Here is a 15446-nt window from a genome sequence, read left to right as displayed (position 1 = left end):
ATATAAAGCAAGTAATGTGCCTAAAAACTCAGTAAGAATCTGCGATTTCACACTATTTACTCTAGCAGAGTAGCCGTGGTTTTTGACATAATAGCCAGCTTACACTGGCAAACCAAGAAGACTATGGAAAATACTGAACAAACTCTTTTCGCAAAACGCTTTCGTGGCTTTTTTCCTGTTGTGATTGATGTTGAAACCGCAGGTTTTAATAAAGAAACCGATGCGTTATTAGAAATTGCTGCATCTGTACTGAAAATGGATGACGACGGCGTGTTAAGTATTGATCATACTGTGCATTTTCATGTTGAGCCATTTGAAGGCGCGAATATTGAACAAGCGGCCATTGAGTTTAATGGTATTGATCCTTTTTCTGCGCTGCGTGGTGCGGTGCCTGAAGAAGAAGCGATTAAAGAAATTTGTAAAGTCGTGCGCAAGGCACAAAAAGCGGCGGGTTGTCAGCGTTCAGTGGTAGTAGCACATAATGCAGCGTTTGATCACGGCTTTTTAAATGCCGCCATTGAGCGTTGTAAAATTAAGCGCACGCCATTTCATCCATTTGTTAGCTTTGATACCACATCATTGGCAGGCCTTGCACTAGGGCAAACAGTATTAGCTAAAGCGTGTAGGGCGGCAGGGATTGAGTTTGATAATAAACAAGCTCACTCAGCACTTTATGATACCGAACGCACAGCAGAACTGTTTTGTTTAATCGTTAATCGCTGGCAACAACTTGGCGGTTGGCCATTGCCTGAAACTGAAGCAAGTGAAGAAGAGCAAGACTCAGCCGCTAAAACGACTGAGTAATTTTGCCTTCAAAAAAACGCACCATGTTAGGAGGGTAAATACGTGAGAACTGTTTACTCTCTTGCGCTATCTTAAGCTCCACCCCAGGATGCATTAATTCATTCACTTTTAAGCGGCTTGTTGCTAATAAGCGCGCAATCTTAATTTTCACTAAGTGTTTCTTTTTCTTCGTGCTGGCTGTTTTAATTTTAATTTGCTGTTCGCTGGCAGTTATCTTTTTAATATAATGCGCACGTTGAGCTGGGTCGGGTATTTTATTGGCCTTTTTGCGTGCTTGCTGTAAAGCTGCTGCTTTCGTCATTAATAGTTTTTCAAAGTCATTAATTTGCTGCTGCTTTTGGCGTAAATCATGCCAGTATTGAGCAATGAAAACCCGTGTTTTAGTGCCTGACGGCGCACCAAGCTCACCGGTTTCAATTCGCATCGCATCTAAAATATTGCCACCAATAATTTTGCCTCGCGGGTTATTGGCTTTGCCAACGCGAATAAGGCGACGAGCGCTTAAATCACAATGCAAAGCTTGGCGTTCAATGAATAAATCTTGCTCTGTTTTTATATGGCAGTACTGAGCATAACCAACAGAGATAGTGCGCGAAGCCGTGATGTTACAGGTAAAGTTTTCAACGTTTTCACGCTTTCTGCCAACAGCCCCAAGCATCACGGTGACTTCACTTTTACTTTCAATTGTGGCTGATTCAACAAAGCCTAATACAGTGATATCCCCCGTTGCTTTGACGCGCATTCCATCTTTTACATCACCACTGATAATAACACTGCCATCAAATTCGACATGGCCCGTACTTACATCAACATGATGAAAGCACAATACATCGTCCACGCGCATACCGCGGGGTAGGGCAACAGGCACGCCTTTAGCATCGGCAATTAACATATTGCTATTGTTTGGATCGATACGCGTTCCTTCAAATGGCTCAAGAGGTAAGTCTTTACCAGGTTTTGCAGGCATCACATCACCAAACACCGTAAAGCCATCTTCACCGGGTGTTGCAGGCACTCGTTGCATTAATGGCGTGCCGGGTTTAACGGTAATAATGGCACCTAAATTACGCATGTCGACTTTACCGCCAGAGGTCGCTTGCGGGCTAAGAACGCGGTCTTGTGCTGTTGAGCATAAGCGCACGAATTTAGCATCAGTGCCTTCTTTAGGCATTCTGCCATGGGCAACAATTGCGCTGTAATGGGCGCCGGGTGGTTGCTTAAATTGTTGGCCTAAAAAGGTATCGAGCGCACGGAGACTAATGCCTTTAATCACGCCCGCCTCTGCAAGCACCTCTTGCGCCATATCCATGCTAACAATTTTACCGCCACGGGCTGTTGTTAGGCTTGCTTCAACCACCATGTTTTTAGCATCGACTTTTACTTCAAGCTGAGCATCAACGGCTTTAGCAACCACTAACGATTGGCTTTGATATTGGTTGCTAGGGATGAACAACTTACCTATATTGGCATCAATATATTCGTAGTTGGCATAAGGCGACTGCTCAAGTAATTCAATTAATTGAGAACTCGTAGTAGGAAAACCCGCATCCCTAGGATGCTCACACAAAGAGACATAGCCACTTTGTTCATCGAATGAAAACATCGACATCTGAAAAGCCCTGTAAAAAACTGCCTGTTATTATAGTTATGTGTTGTTACAGGTTATTTTTGGAGAAGGGTAACAACGTTTCCTATTTCAGCACAACTTTTGTACTATGTTAAGGATTTGTATGATTAAAATGTGAAAATATGTATAAAACTGACTTTTCCTGCTTGAAATTTCAGCAGTCAAAGGCACTTAGCAAAAATTTCCCGATTAATGCCTTGAGTCTGAACAGGCTACTCAGTTATACTGCACGAACACTCTGAATGAGATACCAAATTCAGGGGCTGATTAGGATTCGACGGAATTCAAGACGCCCGAGGTGCATGTCGAGGTGCGGTTGGCCTCGTAAAAAAGCCGCAATTTAAAGTAATCGCAAACGACGATAACTACGCTCTAGCGGCATAATAGCCCGCTAGCACTTCTCCGGTGTATGTCTGTGGACCCGGTTCTGAAGTGTCACCCTACACGGACTCGCTACGGAAACCCTGGCCGGGGTTGAAGGGCTAAAATTAAGCGGCCTCGCCTTTGCAGATCGTGTTCGTCCGAGCTGTATAAGGTTAACTAAAAGACGATACTAAGCATGTAGTACCAAAGGTCGAGGCTTTTCGGACGGGGGTTCAAATCCCCCCAGCTCCACCAAATATGAAAAAGGCTGCTCTCAGAGCGGCCTTTTTTATTGCTAAAACTTTTTTCTAAAGCTCCTCTAAAGAAGTCCAGAGTCTAGAATCAAACAACCAACTGAACAGCATCAATAATCGGTTTGTTTTCTATATCAATGGTGTCGATGATGTGTTTGTGTAGGCGCTTTTTGTGCTCGGCGAAAATCGCGCGTTTTTTATCGAACTGGCTGGCAAATTCGAGGGCGGTATTAAATAAAGCTTCGTTGTCTGGGCAAGCTTGTTCAATAACATGATCCGTGGCAAGTTCGCCTGCGGTAACGCGGCGGCCAGTTAGCATCATCTCGTTAAAACGATAGTCTGGAATGGCTTTTTTAATAAAGGCGAGCATGCCCGGTAAAAACGGGATTGATAAGTCAACTTCTGGAAAGCAGAAGAAACCACGGTCGCTTTGCATAAACCTAAAATCGCAAGCACACGATAAAATGGCGCCATTACCAAACGTGTGACCATTAATTGCTGCAATTACTGGCATTGGGAACAGTAATAGGCGTTTAAATACCGCATCCATTGAGTGCATAAAGCCACTTACTTCAGCAAATTTTTGTGTTTTTAATGCGGGCATAAGCCAATCGGTATCTATGCCCAAACTCCATGATTTTTCGCTGCTTGAAGTGATCACCAGTGCTTTGTGTTCAGGGTTACGTTCGATTTCGTCAAGGCAAGTTAAAAAAGCCTCTGCAAAAGCAGGGTTATGGCGATTTTCAGCTGTTGTCATAGTTAAGATAGCAACAGATCCTTGTGTACTTACATTCATCAGTGTCATGCTGTGCCTTTAATTTTATTGTGTTGTGGGCATAGTTATATACCATCAGTTTAACAAAATAAACCACAAGTCTGACCAGTTGTGAATTTAGGGGCACTTCTCTTTTGGTTGATATGGTCTTTTAGTCGAAAGGGTTTTTCGAATTGTCGCTAATAATGGTGAGTCATGATAGCGTTAGCCCAAACACACTATTTAAAGCGTAACCATGGATTTGATCAGTTGGCAGTTTTTGGGTGGAGATTTATTAAGTCCGATCAGCACAATAATGCTCATTGTGGTTGCGGGCTTTACTTCAATGGTTTCAGCGGCTTTTGGTGCGGGCGGCGGCTTAATGCTGCTAGTGATCATGGCATCCATGCTTCCTATGAGTGTGGTTATCCCTGTCCATGGGTTAGTGCAGTTAGGCTCTAACGCAAATCGCTTTTTATTTACGTTTAAGCATATTGATGGCGCTATGTTTGTGTACTTCTCACTAGGGGGAGTCATAGGTGCGCTGGTTGCCTCAACGATTGTCACATCAATTCCCCTAGAATTAATGAAAATAGTGGTCGCTGCATTTGTGCTTTATTTACTGTGGGGTGTGACGCCAAAGCTCAGAGAAACTTCAAAGTTATGGCGTGTTCTTGCTGGACTTTGGACCACGTTTATCTCGATGTTTGTAGGGGCAAGTGGGCCTTTGGTTGGCAGCTGCTTATATGTCAATAATTATAATAAGCTTAAATTTACCGCTACTTTTTCAAGCTGCATGACAGTACAACATACCTTAAAAGCGATTTTATATGGGGCTGTGGGCTTTGCATTTTGGCAGTGGTTGCCGCTGGTTATGCTCATGATTTTGAGCGGTGCTTTAGGTACTTGGCTTGGCCTTAAGTTACTGCACCGCATTTCGTCAGATAAATTTAAAAAGATTTTTCGTTTAGTATTAACGGTGCTTTCCCTGCAACTTGCGTGGCAGGGAATTATGGCTTTTAGTATTTGAACAAACCCAGTTTAGCAACGATACCGCGTTCTAGTTCATTGAGCTGGCCTATGGTGTTATCAAGGTGCTGAGCTTCTTGCGATAGGCTCTTAGCGCCTTGGTTAATGAGCTGCATGGTATTTAAGATATCAGCGGTCACACTGGTTTGCTCTTCAGAACTTGCTGCAACGCTTTCGTTCATTTGATTAATGGTATTGATTTGTTTAGCAATATCTTTAAACACCGCTTGGCTTTTTTGATTCGCTTGGCTCACTTTATCGCTGAGTGACTTACTTTGCTCCGTTGCGGTTACACAATCAGAGGTATTGTTGTGTAGCGATACAATAATTGATTCAATCTCAGACGTTGAATCATAGGTTTTACTAGCAAGCGCTCTTACTTCATCGGCTACCACCGCAAAGCCACGACCTGATTCACCTGCACGAGCCGCTTCAATAGCAGCATTTAGAGCCAGTAAATTGGTTTGCTCGGCAATACTTTTTATAACATCGAGCACTTGGCTAATTTCATTACTGCTGGCGTTTAGTTGTTTAACTACGTTTGATGTATGGTCGAGTTGTGCAGCTAATTCGTCAACCATGTTGCCATTGGCATTCATATTTTGTTCGCCTTGTTGGCATAAGCGATGAACGTCGGTGGTTTGCTGCGCAGTTTGATTGGCCCCTTGCGCAATCTCTTTGGTTGCTTCACTTAACTGACTAAGCGCATTGGTTGCAGAATCAGTGCGGTTATATTCAAGCTCAGCTTCGTTTTTAGAGCGCACAGATGCTTCGTTTACTGTGCTGGCTATCATTTCAAGCTCACTGGCTGTGCTGCCTAGCTCAGTGATGATTTCTTGCACTTGCGCTATAAATCGATTGAAACCATCAACCAAATAGCCTATTTCATCATTAGATTGATAGCTAATACGTTTTGTAAGGTCGCCTTCACCTTTGACAATTTCATCAACAAGGCTATTTACGCTATCGATTGGTTTTATCACTAAAAGCCGCACGATATAAATAATCACCGCACCCAAGGCGATAAAAGAGACCAGCAAGGTTATAAACATGGTGCGTGTCGACTCAGCAATGGTGCTATGCAGTGCTTGTTGTGAGTAACCAATTTTTATGTGACCAATTAAATTATCTAAATAGTGCAAATCAATAGTTTTGCTAACCGATGCGTTATTGCTTTGTTTAGTAATAGTGGCCAGTGGCTTATTGCGATGATCTGTCACTGAAATGCTATGTACATGTTTGTTTTGCGAAAAGGCTTTAATAATCTGATTGATTAACGGCTCATCATAAGAGAATACCGGCTCGGCTAAAATAACCTGCATTTGCTCATTAAGGGCCGTAATGTCGTCTTGCCATTGTTGTGTTTGACTCGACTTTGCGAGCAGATAGTTTGCACTGATCACGAAGATCACGCTCAGTAAAAGGCACAAAGACAGTGCCAAGGTCATTTTATATTTTAATGATTTCATTGTGCGCTCATTGAAATGGGTTAAACCACAAAGGGCTATTTTTATTAGGTGTGTTCGACGATAACGTTGGGTTATCTAGCTCAATAACGCGACGCGAGCTTAAGTTGGCTTTTGATAAAACCGTTTGTACTTGGCTGTCTGCCAAAAACATCGCGTTAAATGTGCCATCAGCAATCATCTCGTTTAGCGCATCATTTAGCTGTTTATGCAGCGTGTGGTTGTTTTTGTTGACGAAAAAGTAAAGTGGTGCGGTGTACTTAATCACCAAATGCGGCTCTACAGTGAGGTTAAGCTCTGAGTGATTGGCAATTTCATCCCAAGGTTCATTCACCCCACGTGGGAAGTAATCAAAGCGTTCGCCTTCAAGCATTGGGAACAAATTAGGGTATTTTAATGTAGTAACAACAGGCAGTTGATTTGCTTTTAATATTTTCGTGTCTGGCCAGGTTTTACCTTGCCCAGCGGTAAAACGTTTTAAATCTTTTAAGCTAGTTACTGAGCTAAACAGTTCGCGATTTTGTGCTTTCACTATTGCTACTCGCATGCCAAGTAAGCCACGAAACAACGGAATATAAACGGCTTGATAATCTTGCTCTAACTGAGTGGATGTCATGCTCCACATCACATCCAGCTGGTTGTTTTTTACATCGTTTAAGATACGTGCGTTAGAGATATCTTTATTGGTTTCGTAAGGGTGAACATACTCTAAGTCAGCCCGTTCAATGGCGCTGATCAATAATTTGTGGGGAAGTGAGGTATCGCCACTGTAACTTTGAACTTTTACCGGTGCGGCAAAACAAGCCGACGTAAAAGCAAAGCAAAAAAGAAAAGCAAAATGACGCATAAAGCACCTTTGTTATTATTATGTAAACAATAAACTAAAGTGCTTTACGCGCTTTCTCAATCTTATTTCTTATGCATACGTATTCATACCTAATCAATCGTTCAGAAGGCTGTCGATTGACTTATCACCATTAAATAATTCAAACACTTGTGGTTTTTTCGGTGTATGTTCAGCGAGGTACAGCAGGGTATCTGCTACATCTTCACGATTGATCACCGCATCTTGGCGGGTTGCAGGGCGCATGGTGGTTAATAATCCCGTGGCTGCATCATTTAATAGCGTGCCAGGTCTGACAATGCTGTAATTTAATTCGCTATTGATTAAATGTTGGTCAGCCATGTGCTTTGCAACTAAATACGGTTTGATACTGCTTTCAATATTATCAGGGGCATCAGCACCGATTGAGCTCACCATTATAAAGTGCTTAACCTTGGCATCTACCGCATAATTAATCGCTTTAACTGCGGCCCATAAATCTATCAGTAAGGTTTTATCAGCACCCGTAGCGCCGCCGGATCCCGCGCTAAAAATCACTTGCTCAACCCCTTCGAAGGCACGACTAAAATCGTTTTCGAGGTCTTGCTCTACAATCGTTAAATGATTACTTTCAAGCGCAGTCAGTTTGCTTTTGTCTCTAACCAGAGCCACTACGTCATGGCCACTTGCCAGCATTTTTTCGGTGGTCATTTTACCTATTTGGCCCGTTGCGCCAATGATTAAGGTTTTCATATCAAACTCCTTCTAATTGCTGTGTAACTAAAGACCTTGGGGTGTGGATTTATTTTTAAAGGGGTACAAGCAAATTTTGAATAAAAAAGTATTATTTGGCATAGTATGAAATTAGGTACAAATTCAATTAAAAGGATTTGAAGTGAAAATATATTTTAATCTTTTGGTGGTGGTAACATTAGCATTTTGCAATGCGGTATATGCCAATCAATGGCTATCGCCTTATCCAAATAGTGAGGTTGAAAAGTCGGTTAAACTCAGTGGCGAACAGACACAATTAATGAGCCAGTTTGATGACAGTAAAAAGTCGTCAGAGCGATTTAGTTACACAGACTTTATTGGCGATGTAAACCACACATTGTACGAAATAAACAATGTTGCCACTCTCAAAGTATTTGAAAACTATAAACAAGCTTTACTCACCGATGGTTTTAATATTGTTTATTCTTGTCAGTTAGACGCTTGCGGTGACAGCAGTGATTTTGCAGAGGAAGTCGGTTACTTTCAGCTCTATAATTATCATCGTAAGCCATATTATCTTCTTGCTACTAAAGGTGAAAAGCCTGAGTTTGCCGTGTCGTTATTTGTTGGCCAGTACAACAGTAAAACGCGTGTTATGAGTAGCTCAATTGAGATTAAAGAGCTTGAAACAGGTCTGATAAAAGCCAATACAGCTGCTTTTGCAAAACAGCAAACAAATCCAGTTACCAAAGCACCTAAAGACGATATTAGAGGCTCAAGCGATCATCCATTACTTAGCCGTTATCCTGGTAGTTTTATTGAAGACTACGAGCAAATTGATTACGAAGAATTTTCACTACCAACAGGAATATTTAAACGTAACAACAAAGCGCTACCTGCTGAAGATGTGACTGGTGATATTACTCGTATTACTTATGAAATTAGAAAAGTATCAACCCTTAAGGTTTTTCATAACTATGTGTCTGCCTTAACAAAAGAAGGCTTTGAAACGGTATTTAGTTGCGAGCGTCAAGCATGTGGTGACGACCGTAAGGCAATACAAGCACTTGGTGATCACTTGTCGGTAAAACAAGTTTATAACTATTATCGTCAGCCGCGTTATCAGTTAATGAAAAGCACCATAGAAAATCAAACAACCTATGTCGCATTTTTTGGTGGGAATTACCAAGGCACTACGCGAGTGCAGCTTGTTATAATTCGAACGGAGCCTTTACAAGGCGATTTAGTTAAAACCAATCCGGACCAAGTGTTAAAGCAACTAGAGCAAAAAGGTAAAGCAGCCATTTATGGCATTTACTTTGATCATGATAAATCAGACATTAAGCCAGAGTCAGCCGAGTCATTAAAAGTGATTGCGGATGTTTTAAATAAAAATAACAGCTTAAACTTGTACGTTGTTGGTCATACTGATGATAAAGGAAGTCCAGAATATAATTTAGGGTTGTCATCTAAACGAGCTAAAGCAGTTGTTAAAGCGCTCGTGAGTCAATATGGTATTAAAGAGTCGCGCTTAATTGGTTATGGTGTAGGCCCTTATGCGCCAGCTGCCAATAATAAAAACGATTTGGGTCGTCAGTTAAACCGGCGCGTAGAGCTAGTTGAGCGATTAAGTAATTAATCAAAAGGGGCTTTTTAGCCCCTTAAATTTTATTACGAATTAGGTCACGAACAATAAAGCGGGCGGGGTGAATAGCTTGACTCACGCGTTCGCTAAATGGTCTTGGTTCATTGTTTAAACAAGCAATTAAATGTTCAGCACAAAGGGGGGCACTGCACAGCCCTCTTGCGCCAAAGCCTGTGAGTACATGCAAGCCTTGCTGAGGTTTTGTTAACGTTTGGTACTGATAACGCTTGCCCAAGCGAAGATTAGCAAACGCGCTTACATAATCACTTTGTTCAGCCCATTCACCAGCCATAGGTAGATGGTCAATGAAGGTACACCTTACAGCTGCTTTCGCGGCTGTTATCTCACCTAAGGTCGTTGCAAACTCGCTGTCTGTGTAAAAACTTAACAGTTGTTCGCGATTGATGTGGTTGTCTTGCTCTTTAACTTCACGGCTTTTTGAGTTTTTTTCAAAGGTCGCGCCCATGCAATGATGGCCCTGATATTCAGGAGTAAAATAGCCCTTATGGCAAAGCACGGTCTTTAAGCGTTTTGACTGCTCGCTTGCTTGCACATGCGAGACTTGGCCGCGCACACCAACAACAGGTAGAGCTTGAGTTTGGCTAAACTGGTCACTGTGTTCACCTGCACAATTAATCACATCGCTAAATGGCCCGAATGTTTGCTCTTTGCTGTGTAGTAACCAGCCGTCAGCGGTTTTTTCGAGCTTTTCAATATGGCAATTAAAGTGACTGTCCATTTTATTATTGGTAGTGGCAGTTAACGAATTTGCCGCATTAAAGAGTGCTGTAACCAGGGCTGGTGGATTTACCCAGCCGCCTTTTGCAAAGAATACGCCTGAGTAGCCCGTTTCTACACCGGCAATTTCGTCGCCTTCTTCAGCGCTTACATTACGCATTAATTCAGCTGGCCAAAGTTCTTTATCGGCAAGGTTTTGATGTTTATCAGCTAGACCTTGTTTAACCGCGTGCTGTAATACACCACACCACTGATGAGGGTAGTCAAAACCATCATTAAGTAATTGTTGGTAAAGACGCATCGCATATAAAAAACTATGAGCAAACATTTCACTGTGCGGTGAGTTCTTCGCTTGCAAATGCGGATAAACAGCCCCTTGTACATTGTGAGATGCGCCCATGGCAAGTGCTTCATCTTGGCAAAAAAGCGTGGCTTTTAGGCCTCTTTTTGCCAGTGAATACAGTACACTGCTACTGGCAATACCACCGCCAATAACAGCCACATTACTCAGTTCACTTTGCTGATGTGCAAAATACGCTGGCCCTGACTGTTGCTCATTAGGCTCAGTGAGCTCGCCAATTAGCATTTCGCGTTTTTTACCATAGCCTTTTGCTTTACTCATGCTAAAGCCAGCTTCGATGAGTCCTCTTCTGACAAAGCCTGCGGCAGTGAAAGTGGCGAGTGTGGCATTTGATCTTGAGATAGCACGCATCTTGTTGAACAAACTCTGTTGCCACATATCTGGGTTTTTACTTGGTGCAAAGCCATCTAAATACCAAGCATCAACAATTCCTTCGCTTGGGTAGCTCATGGCGTCAATGCTGTCTTGCACGTCACCAAAGTAAAGGTCGAGTATTAGTTTTCCGCCTGCAAATTCTAGGCGATGACAGCCGGCTAAATTAATTGGGTATTGAGCAATTAGTTGCTCACTATACTTGCTTAAACTAGGCCAAGCTTTGAGTGCTTGAGCAAGGTCATCACGCTTAATAGGAAATTTTTCAAAAGAGATAAAGTGCAAGCGGGTAACACTTTTTTTACCACTATGGTCGGGTTGATTTTGAACTTCTTGCTCTGCATGCTGCCTATCAAGGTGAGCAGCAAAGTGCTGCCATGTATTTAAAAAGTTAAGCCCCGTACCAAAGCCTGTTTCAGCAATTGCAAAGTGGTTACGGTCATGATTTTGTAATCGTTGCGGGATATGGTTTTGTTGATAAAACACATAATGTGATTCGGCTAAGCCATCGTCATTAGAGAAATAAACATCGTCAAACTGATCGGCGACAGGGGTACCAAGGTGATTAAAATGAATATGTGCGTTTTTGATCATGGTTTAACTAATTAACTACAAACTTTTTTCATTATTTTACGTGTTTTCTTTGAAATAGTCTGGCGTTATTTATAAGCTAGACATTCAGAGTACATGTGTACGCTAGAAAGCTGACCACTTCGAAAGTAATTTCAGCGTAAAATAGAACACAATTTAGTATAGAGCTAAGGTAATTACCCATGAGAAGAGCCGTTATTACGGGCATCGGTGTTGTTTCAAGCATCGGTAACAACAAAGAAGAAGTATTAGAATCATTAAAACAAGGCCGTAGTGGTATCGCGTTCAACCAAGAGTTTGCTGACTACAACCTACGTAGTAACGTATCTGGCAAAATCGATATTGATGTTAAAGAGTTTGTTGATCGTAAAGCAATGCGCTTTATGGGCGATGCTGCTGCATACGCTTATATCTCAATGTCACAAGCGATTGCAGATGCTGGCCTTAGTGAAGATCAAGTTTCAAACGAGCGCACTGGTTTATTAGTGGGTTCAGGTGGTGGTTCATCTAAATGGCAAGTTGAAGCGGCTGACATTTTACGTGAAAAAGGCGTAAAACGTGTTGGTCCTTACATGGTACCACGTACTATGGCGAGTACGACTTCGGCGTGTCTTGCAACACCATTTAAAATTAAAGGTGTTAACTACTCACTAAGCTCTGCATGTGCGACATCTGCACACTGTATCGGTCATGCGGTTGAGCAAATTCAATTAGGTAAGCAAGACGTCATCTTTGCAGGTGGTGGTGAAGAGCTTCACTGGACGCTAGCAATGGAATTCGATGCAATGGGTGCATTGTCTACTAAGTACAATGAAACACCAGAGAAAGCATCACGTACATACGATGCAAACCGTGACGGTTTCGTTATCTCTGGTGGTGGCGGTATCGTTGTTGTCGAAGAGCTTGAGCATGCACTTGCTCGTGGCGCGCACATTTATGCAGAAATCACTGGTTACGGTGCAACGTCTGACGGCTACGACATGGTAGCTCCATCAGGTGAAGGCGCTGTACGTTGTATGAAGCAAGCAATGCAAGGTCTTGAAGGCGGTATTGATTACTTAAATACTCACGGTACTTCTACACCTGTTGGTGATGTGAAAGAGCTTGGCGCTATTCAAGAAGTATTTGGTGGTAACTCGCCAATGATCAGTGCAACCAAAGCGATGACAGGTCACGCTCTAGGTGCAGCAGGCGTTCATGAAGCAATCTTCTCGCTATTAATGCTTGAGCATAACTTTGTTGCTCCATCTATCAACATTGATGAACTAGATGAGCAAGCTGCAGGTCTAAATATTGTAACTGAGCGTAAAGACGTTGAACTAAATACAGTTATGTCTAACAGCTTCGGTTTCGGTGGCACTAACGCCACATTAGTAATGAGCAAATATAAAGGTTAAACCTCTCCAGTATTTGCTTAAAGCCGAGCAATAGCTCGGCTTTTTCATTTGTTATAAAGTCTTAGTTGTTACCTATCCGAATACTGATAAATTCGCTACAATAGCGCCACTTTCTGCCTCTCGGACACACAAATGAAAATTCTTGCAGATCAAAATATGCCATTGGTTGAGCAGTACTTTGCCGATTTTGGTGATGTTGAGCGATTTGATGGCCGTAATCTCCAACCCGAGCAGCTAGTCGGGGTCGATATCTTGTTAACCCGCTCTGTTACCAATGTAGATAAAGCCTTACTCACTCAAGCAGATAAATTAAAATTTGTGGGCACAGCAACCATAGGTGTTGATCACATTGATACCGAGTTACTTGCTGAGCGAAATATCGCATTTAGCAGCGCACCAGGTTGTAATGCTGTGGCGGTTGCTGAATATGTTATTAGCTGCTTGTATGCCTTGAGCCAAGAAAATGCCAGCTCGTTACAAGGCAAAACCATCGGCATAGTGGGTGTTGGCAGTATAGGTAGCTGTTTACGTGATAAGTTAAGCTTGCTAGGCATGAATGTATTGTTATGTGATCCACCAAAACATGAAGCCGGTGAGCTTGCAGAGCATATTGAGTTAGACACATTACTAGCCCAAGCTGATATTGTGACTTTTCACGTGCCATTGGTTAAACAAGGGCCACATAAAACCTTGCACATGCTAGACGAAACACGCTTAAAAGCACTTAAGCCGGGCATGACGATTATCAATGCAAGCCGTGGTGATGTGATTGATAACCAAGCATTGCTAGCATTGTTTGAGCAAGGCGCAAAATTAGATTGTGTGCTTGATGTTTGGGAAAACGAACCCAATATACTGACACCTCTGCTTGATTATGTACGTTATGCCAGCGTACATATTGCAGGGCATACACTTGAAGGCAAAGCCCGCGGTACACAAATGCTGTATCAGCAAGTATGTGAGCTTGAAGGCATCGCAGCGCTTAAGTCTCTGGACGATTTTTTACCAGAGCCAATTAGCCATTCTGTCACGCTAGGTGAAACCTTTAACCTAGACGATATAGGTCGCTTGGTGCACTTAATTTATGATGTGCGTCGCGACGATGGCATTTTACGCAGTAAATTAGCAAGCGAAGGCTTTGATAGTTTACGTAAGAATTACCCGCCACGACGCGAGTTTAGTACGTTGTCGGTGGCTGCCAACAGTGCATGCGAAGGCGCATTAGCTGCACTGGGATTTAGAATTAACGAATAAAGCCATTTGCTTTATTCAAAAGAGGAAAATACATGTCGCAAAAATTTAATGTAGCCGTATTAGGTGCCACAGGTTTAGTGGGTCGTCAGATTATCGAAACTTTAGAAGATCGTAAGTTTCCGGTAGACCAGTTATTTTTACTCGCAAGCAGCCGTAGTGCTGGTGAAGAAATTCAATTTCGCGGTGAGAGCATTGAAGTAATCGATGTTGAAGAGTTTGATTTTAGCCAAGCTCACATTGGTTTATTTTCAGCAGGCGGCAGTGTCTCTGAAAAATATGCACCGATTGCGGCGGACGCAGGCTGTGTGGTAATTGATAATACCTCACACTTTCGTAATGACTACGATGTGCCACTCATTATTCCTGAAGTGAATGCATCAAGCTTAGCGGATTTCAGAAACCGCAACATCATTGCAAACCCTAACTGCTCAACGATTCAAATGCTGGTGGCGTTAAAACCAATTTATGATGCTTATGGCATTGACCGTATTAACGTATCAACTTATCAAGCTGTATCGGGGGCGGGTAAAGAAGCCGTTGATGAACTAGCCAAGCAAACAGCAAACTTAATGAATGCGCGTCCGATGGATAATGCCGTTTTCCCTAAACAAATTGCTTTTAACGTGATCCCACAAATAGACAGTTTTGAAGATAACGGTTATACCCGCGAAGAAATGAAAATGGTTAACGAAACACAAAAGATCTTAGGTGATAACAGTGTTGTGGTTAACCCGACCTGTGTTCGTGTTCCCGTGTTCTTTGGTCACAGTGAAGCGATCAATATTGAAACGCGTATGCCAGTAGATATCGAACATGTGAAGCAGCTATTAAACGATGCACCAGGTGTTGAGTTTATTGAAGACTTAGCCGATTACCCAACAGCTGTGTCTGATGCAAGTGGTAACGATACAGTATACGTAGGGCGTTTACGTGCTGATATTTCGCATCCACATGGTTTAAATATGTGGGTTGTAAGTGATAATACGCGCAAAGGTGCAGCAACAAATAGTGTGCAGATTGCTGAAGAGCTTATCGCAAATTATTTATAAATCTGATGATTTAGGCTGAGCTAAATTTGACAGAAAGCGGCAATTTGCCGCTTTTTTTGTGAATTCACTGCCAAATTATTGCCGCATACGTTGTAAAAGCGTATAAACTTAACGATAACAATAAAAAAGTCTCTCAGCCGCTAATATTTAAGCTATTTACTATCAAGGTGTTGCAATAGATATTGCAAGGCAACTAAGTTATAGT

At 42.3% G+C, this 15446-nt stretch carries 12 protein-coding genes and 1 other RNA gene; 7 read left to right on the top strand and 6 right to left on the bottom strand.

What is annotated here, in order from left to right; all coding sequences use genetic code 11:
- The first annotated feature begins 123 nt into the window (after positions 1 to 123).
- Positions 124 to 804: a ribonuclease T gene (rnt, locus tag AOG27_RS03940; protein WP_054551690.1), complete on the top strand. Its 681-nt coding sequence runs from the start codon at positions 124 to 126 to the stop codon at positions 802 to 804.
- Here rnt and AOG27_RS03935 read toward each other — a convergent pair.
- Positions 788 to 2413 (bottom strand): FapA family protein, encoded by a 1626-nt coding sequence (locus AOG27_RS03935; RefSeq protein ID WP_054551689.1) that lies wholly within the window; start codon positions 2411 to 2413, stop codon positions 788 to 790. The two genes, rnt and AOG27_RS03935, sit on opposite strands and share 17 nt — an antisense overlap.
- 277 nt (positions 2414 to 2690) lie before the next feature.
- Between AOG27_RS03935 and ssrA the strand changes: the two genes are divergently transcribed.
- Positions 2691 to 3049, top strand: a transfer-messenger RNA (tmRNA) gene (ssrA, locus tag AOG27_RS21160).
- Between the two features lie 87 nt (positions 3050 to 3136).
- Here the strand turns inward: ssrA and AOG27_RS03930 are convergent.
- Positions 3137 to 3853: an enoyl-CoA hydratase/isomerase family protein gene (locus AOG27_RS03930; RefSeq protein ID WP_054551688.1), complete on the bottom strand. Its 717-nt coding sequence runs from the start codon at positions 3851 to 3853 to the stop codon at positions 3137 to 3139.
- A 205-nt stretch (positions 3854 to 4058) separates the two neighbouring features.
- Here AOG27_RS03930 and AOG27_RS03925 point away from each other — a divergent pair, with 205 nt between their 5' ends.
- A complete protein-coding gene (locus AOG27_RS03925) occupies positions 4059 to 4832 on the top strand; it encodes a sulfite exporter TauE/SafE family protein (protein WP_054551687.1) in 774 nt (257 codons plus the stop codon).
- Here the strand turns inward: AOG27_RS03925 and AOG27_RS03920 are convergent.
- The 3 genes from AOG27_RS03920 to AOG27_RS03910 form a co-directional block, all read right to left on the bottom strand.
- On the bottom strand, positions 4822 to 6300 hold the full coding sequence (locus AOG27_RS03920; protein WP_054551686.1) for a methyl-accepting chemotaxis protein: 1479 nt from the start codon (positions 6298 to 6300) through the stop codon (positions 4822 to 4824). The genes AOG27_RS03925 and AOG27_RS03920 overlap by 11 nt on opposite strands.
- A 7-nt stretch (positions 6301 to 6307) precedes the next feature.
- Complete coding sequence (locus AOG27_RS03915; protein WP_054551685.1) at positions 6308 to 7144, bottom strand: substrate-binding periplasmic protein; 837 nt, start codon at positions 7142 to 7144, stop codon at positions 6308 to 6310.
- A 93-nt stretch (positions 7145 to 7237) separates the two neighbouring features.
- Positions 7238 to 7873, bottom strand: a complete 636-nt coding sequence (locus AOG27_RS03910) for an SDR family oxidoreductase (protein ID WP_054551684.1) — start codon at positions 7871 to 7873, stop codon at positions 7238 to 7240.
- Positions 7874 to 8015: 142 nt separating this feature from the next.
- On the opposite strand from AOG27_RS03910, the gene AOG27_RS03905 reads away from it, so the two are divergent.
- On the top strand, positions 8016 to 9473 hold the full coding sequence (locus tag AOG27_RS03905) for an OmpA family protein (protein WP_152967106.1): 1458 nt from the start codon (positions 8016 to 8018) through the stop codon (positions 9471 to 9473).
- A gap of 22 nt (positions 9474 to 9495) precedes the next feature.
- Here AOG27_RS03905 and mnmC read toward each other — a convergent pair whose 3' ends face one another.
- A complete protein-coding gene (gene mnmC / locus AOG27_RS03900; protein WP_054551682.1) occupies positions 9496 to 11544 on the bottom strand; it encodes a bifunctional tRNA (5-methylaminomethyl-2-thiouridine)(34)-methyltransferase MnmD/FAD-dependent 5-carboxymethylaminomethyl-2-thiouridine(34) oxidoreductase MnmC in 2049 nt (682 codons plus the stop codon).
- Between the two features lie 179 nt (positions 11545 to 11723).
- Between mnmC and fabB the strand changes: the two genes are divergently transcribed.
- The 3 genes from fabB (at position 11724) to AOG27_RS03885 (ending at position 15241) form a co-directional block, all read left to right on the top strand.
- Positions 11724 to 12938, top strand: a complete 1215-nt coding sequence (fabB, locus tag AOG27_RS03895) for a beta-ketoacyl-ACP synthase I (RefSeq protein WP_054551681.1) — start codon at positions 11724 to 11726, stop codon at positions 12936 to 12938.
- Between the two features lie 132 nt (positions 12939 to 13070).
- Positions 13071 to 14192, top strand: coding sequence for a 4-phosphoerythronate dehydrogenase (locus AOG27_RS03890; RefSeq protein WP_054551680.1), 1122 nt, complete (start codon positions 13071 to 13073; stop codon positions 14190 to 14192).
- Between the two features lie 32 nt (positions 14193 to 14224).
- Positions 14225 to 15241 carry an aspartate-semialdehyde dehydrogenase gene (locus AOG27_RS03885; RefSeq protein WP_054551679.1) on the top strand — a complete coding sequence of 339 codons (1017 nt, stop codon included), beginning with the start codon at positions 14225 to 14227 and terminating at the stop codon, positions 15239 to 15241.
- The last annotated feature ends 205 nt before the right edge of the window (positions 15242 to 15446 follow it).

The sequence above is a fragment of the Pseudoalteromonas lipolytica genome (genome assembly GCF_001306915.1).
Taxonomy (GTDB): Bacteria; Pseudomonadota; Gammaproteobacteria; order Enterobacterales; family Alteromonadaceae; genus Pseudoalteromonas; species Pseudoalteromonas simplex.
Note: the sequence above shows the minus strand (reverse complement) of the source record. Positions and strands in the feature narration are given on the sequence as shown.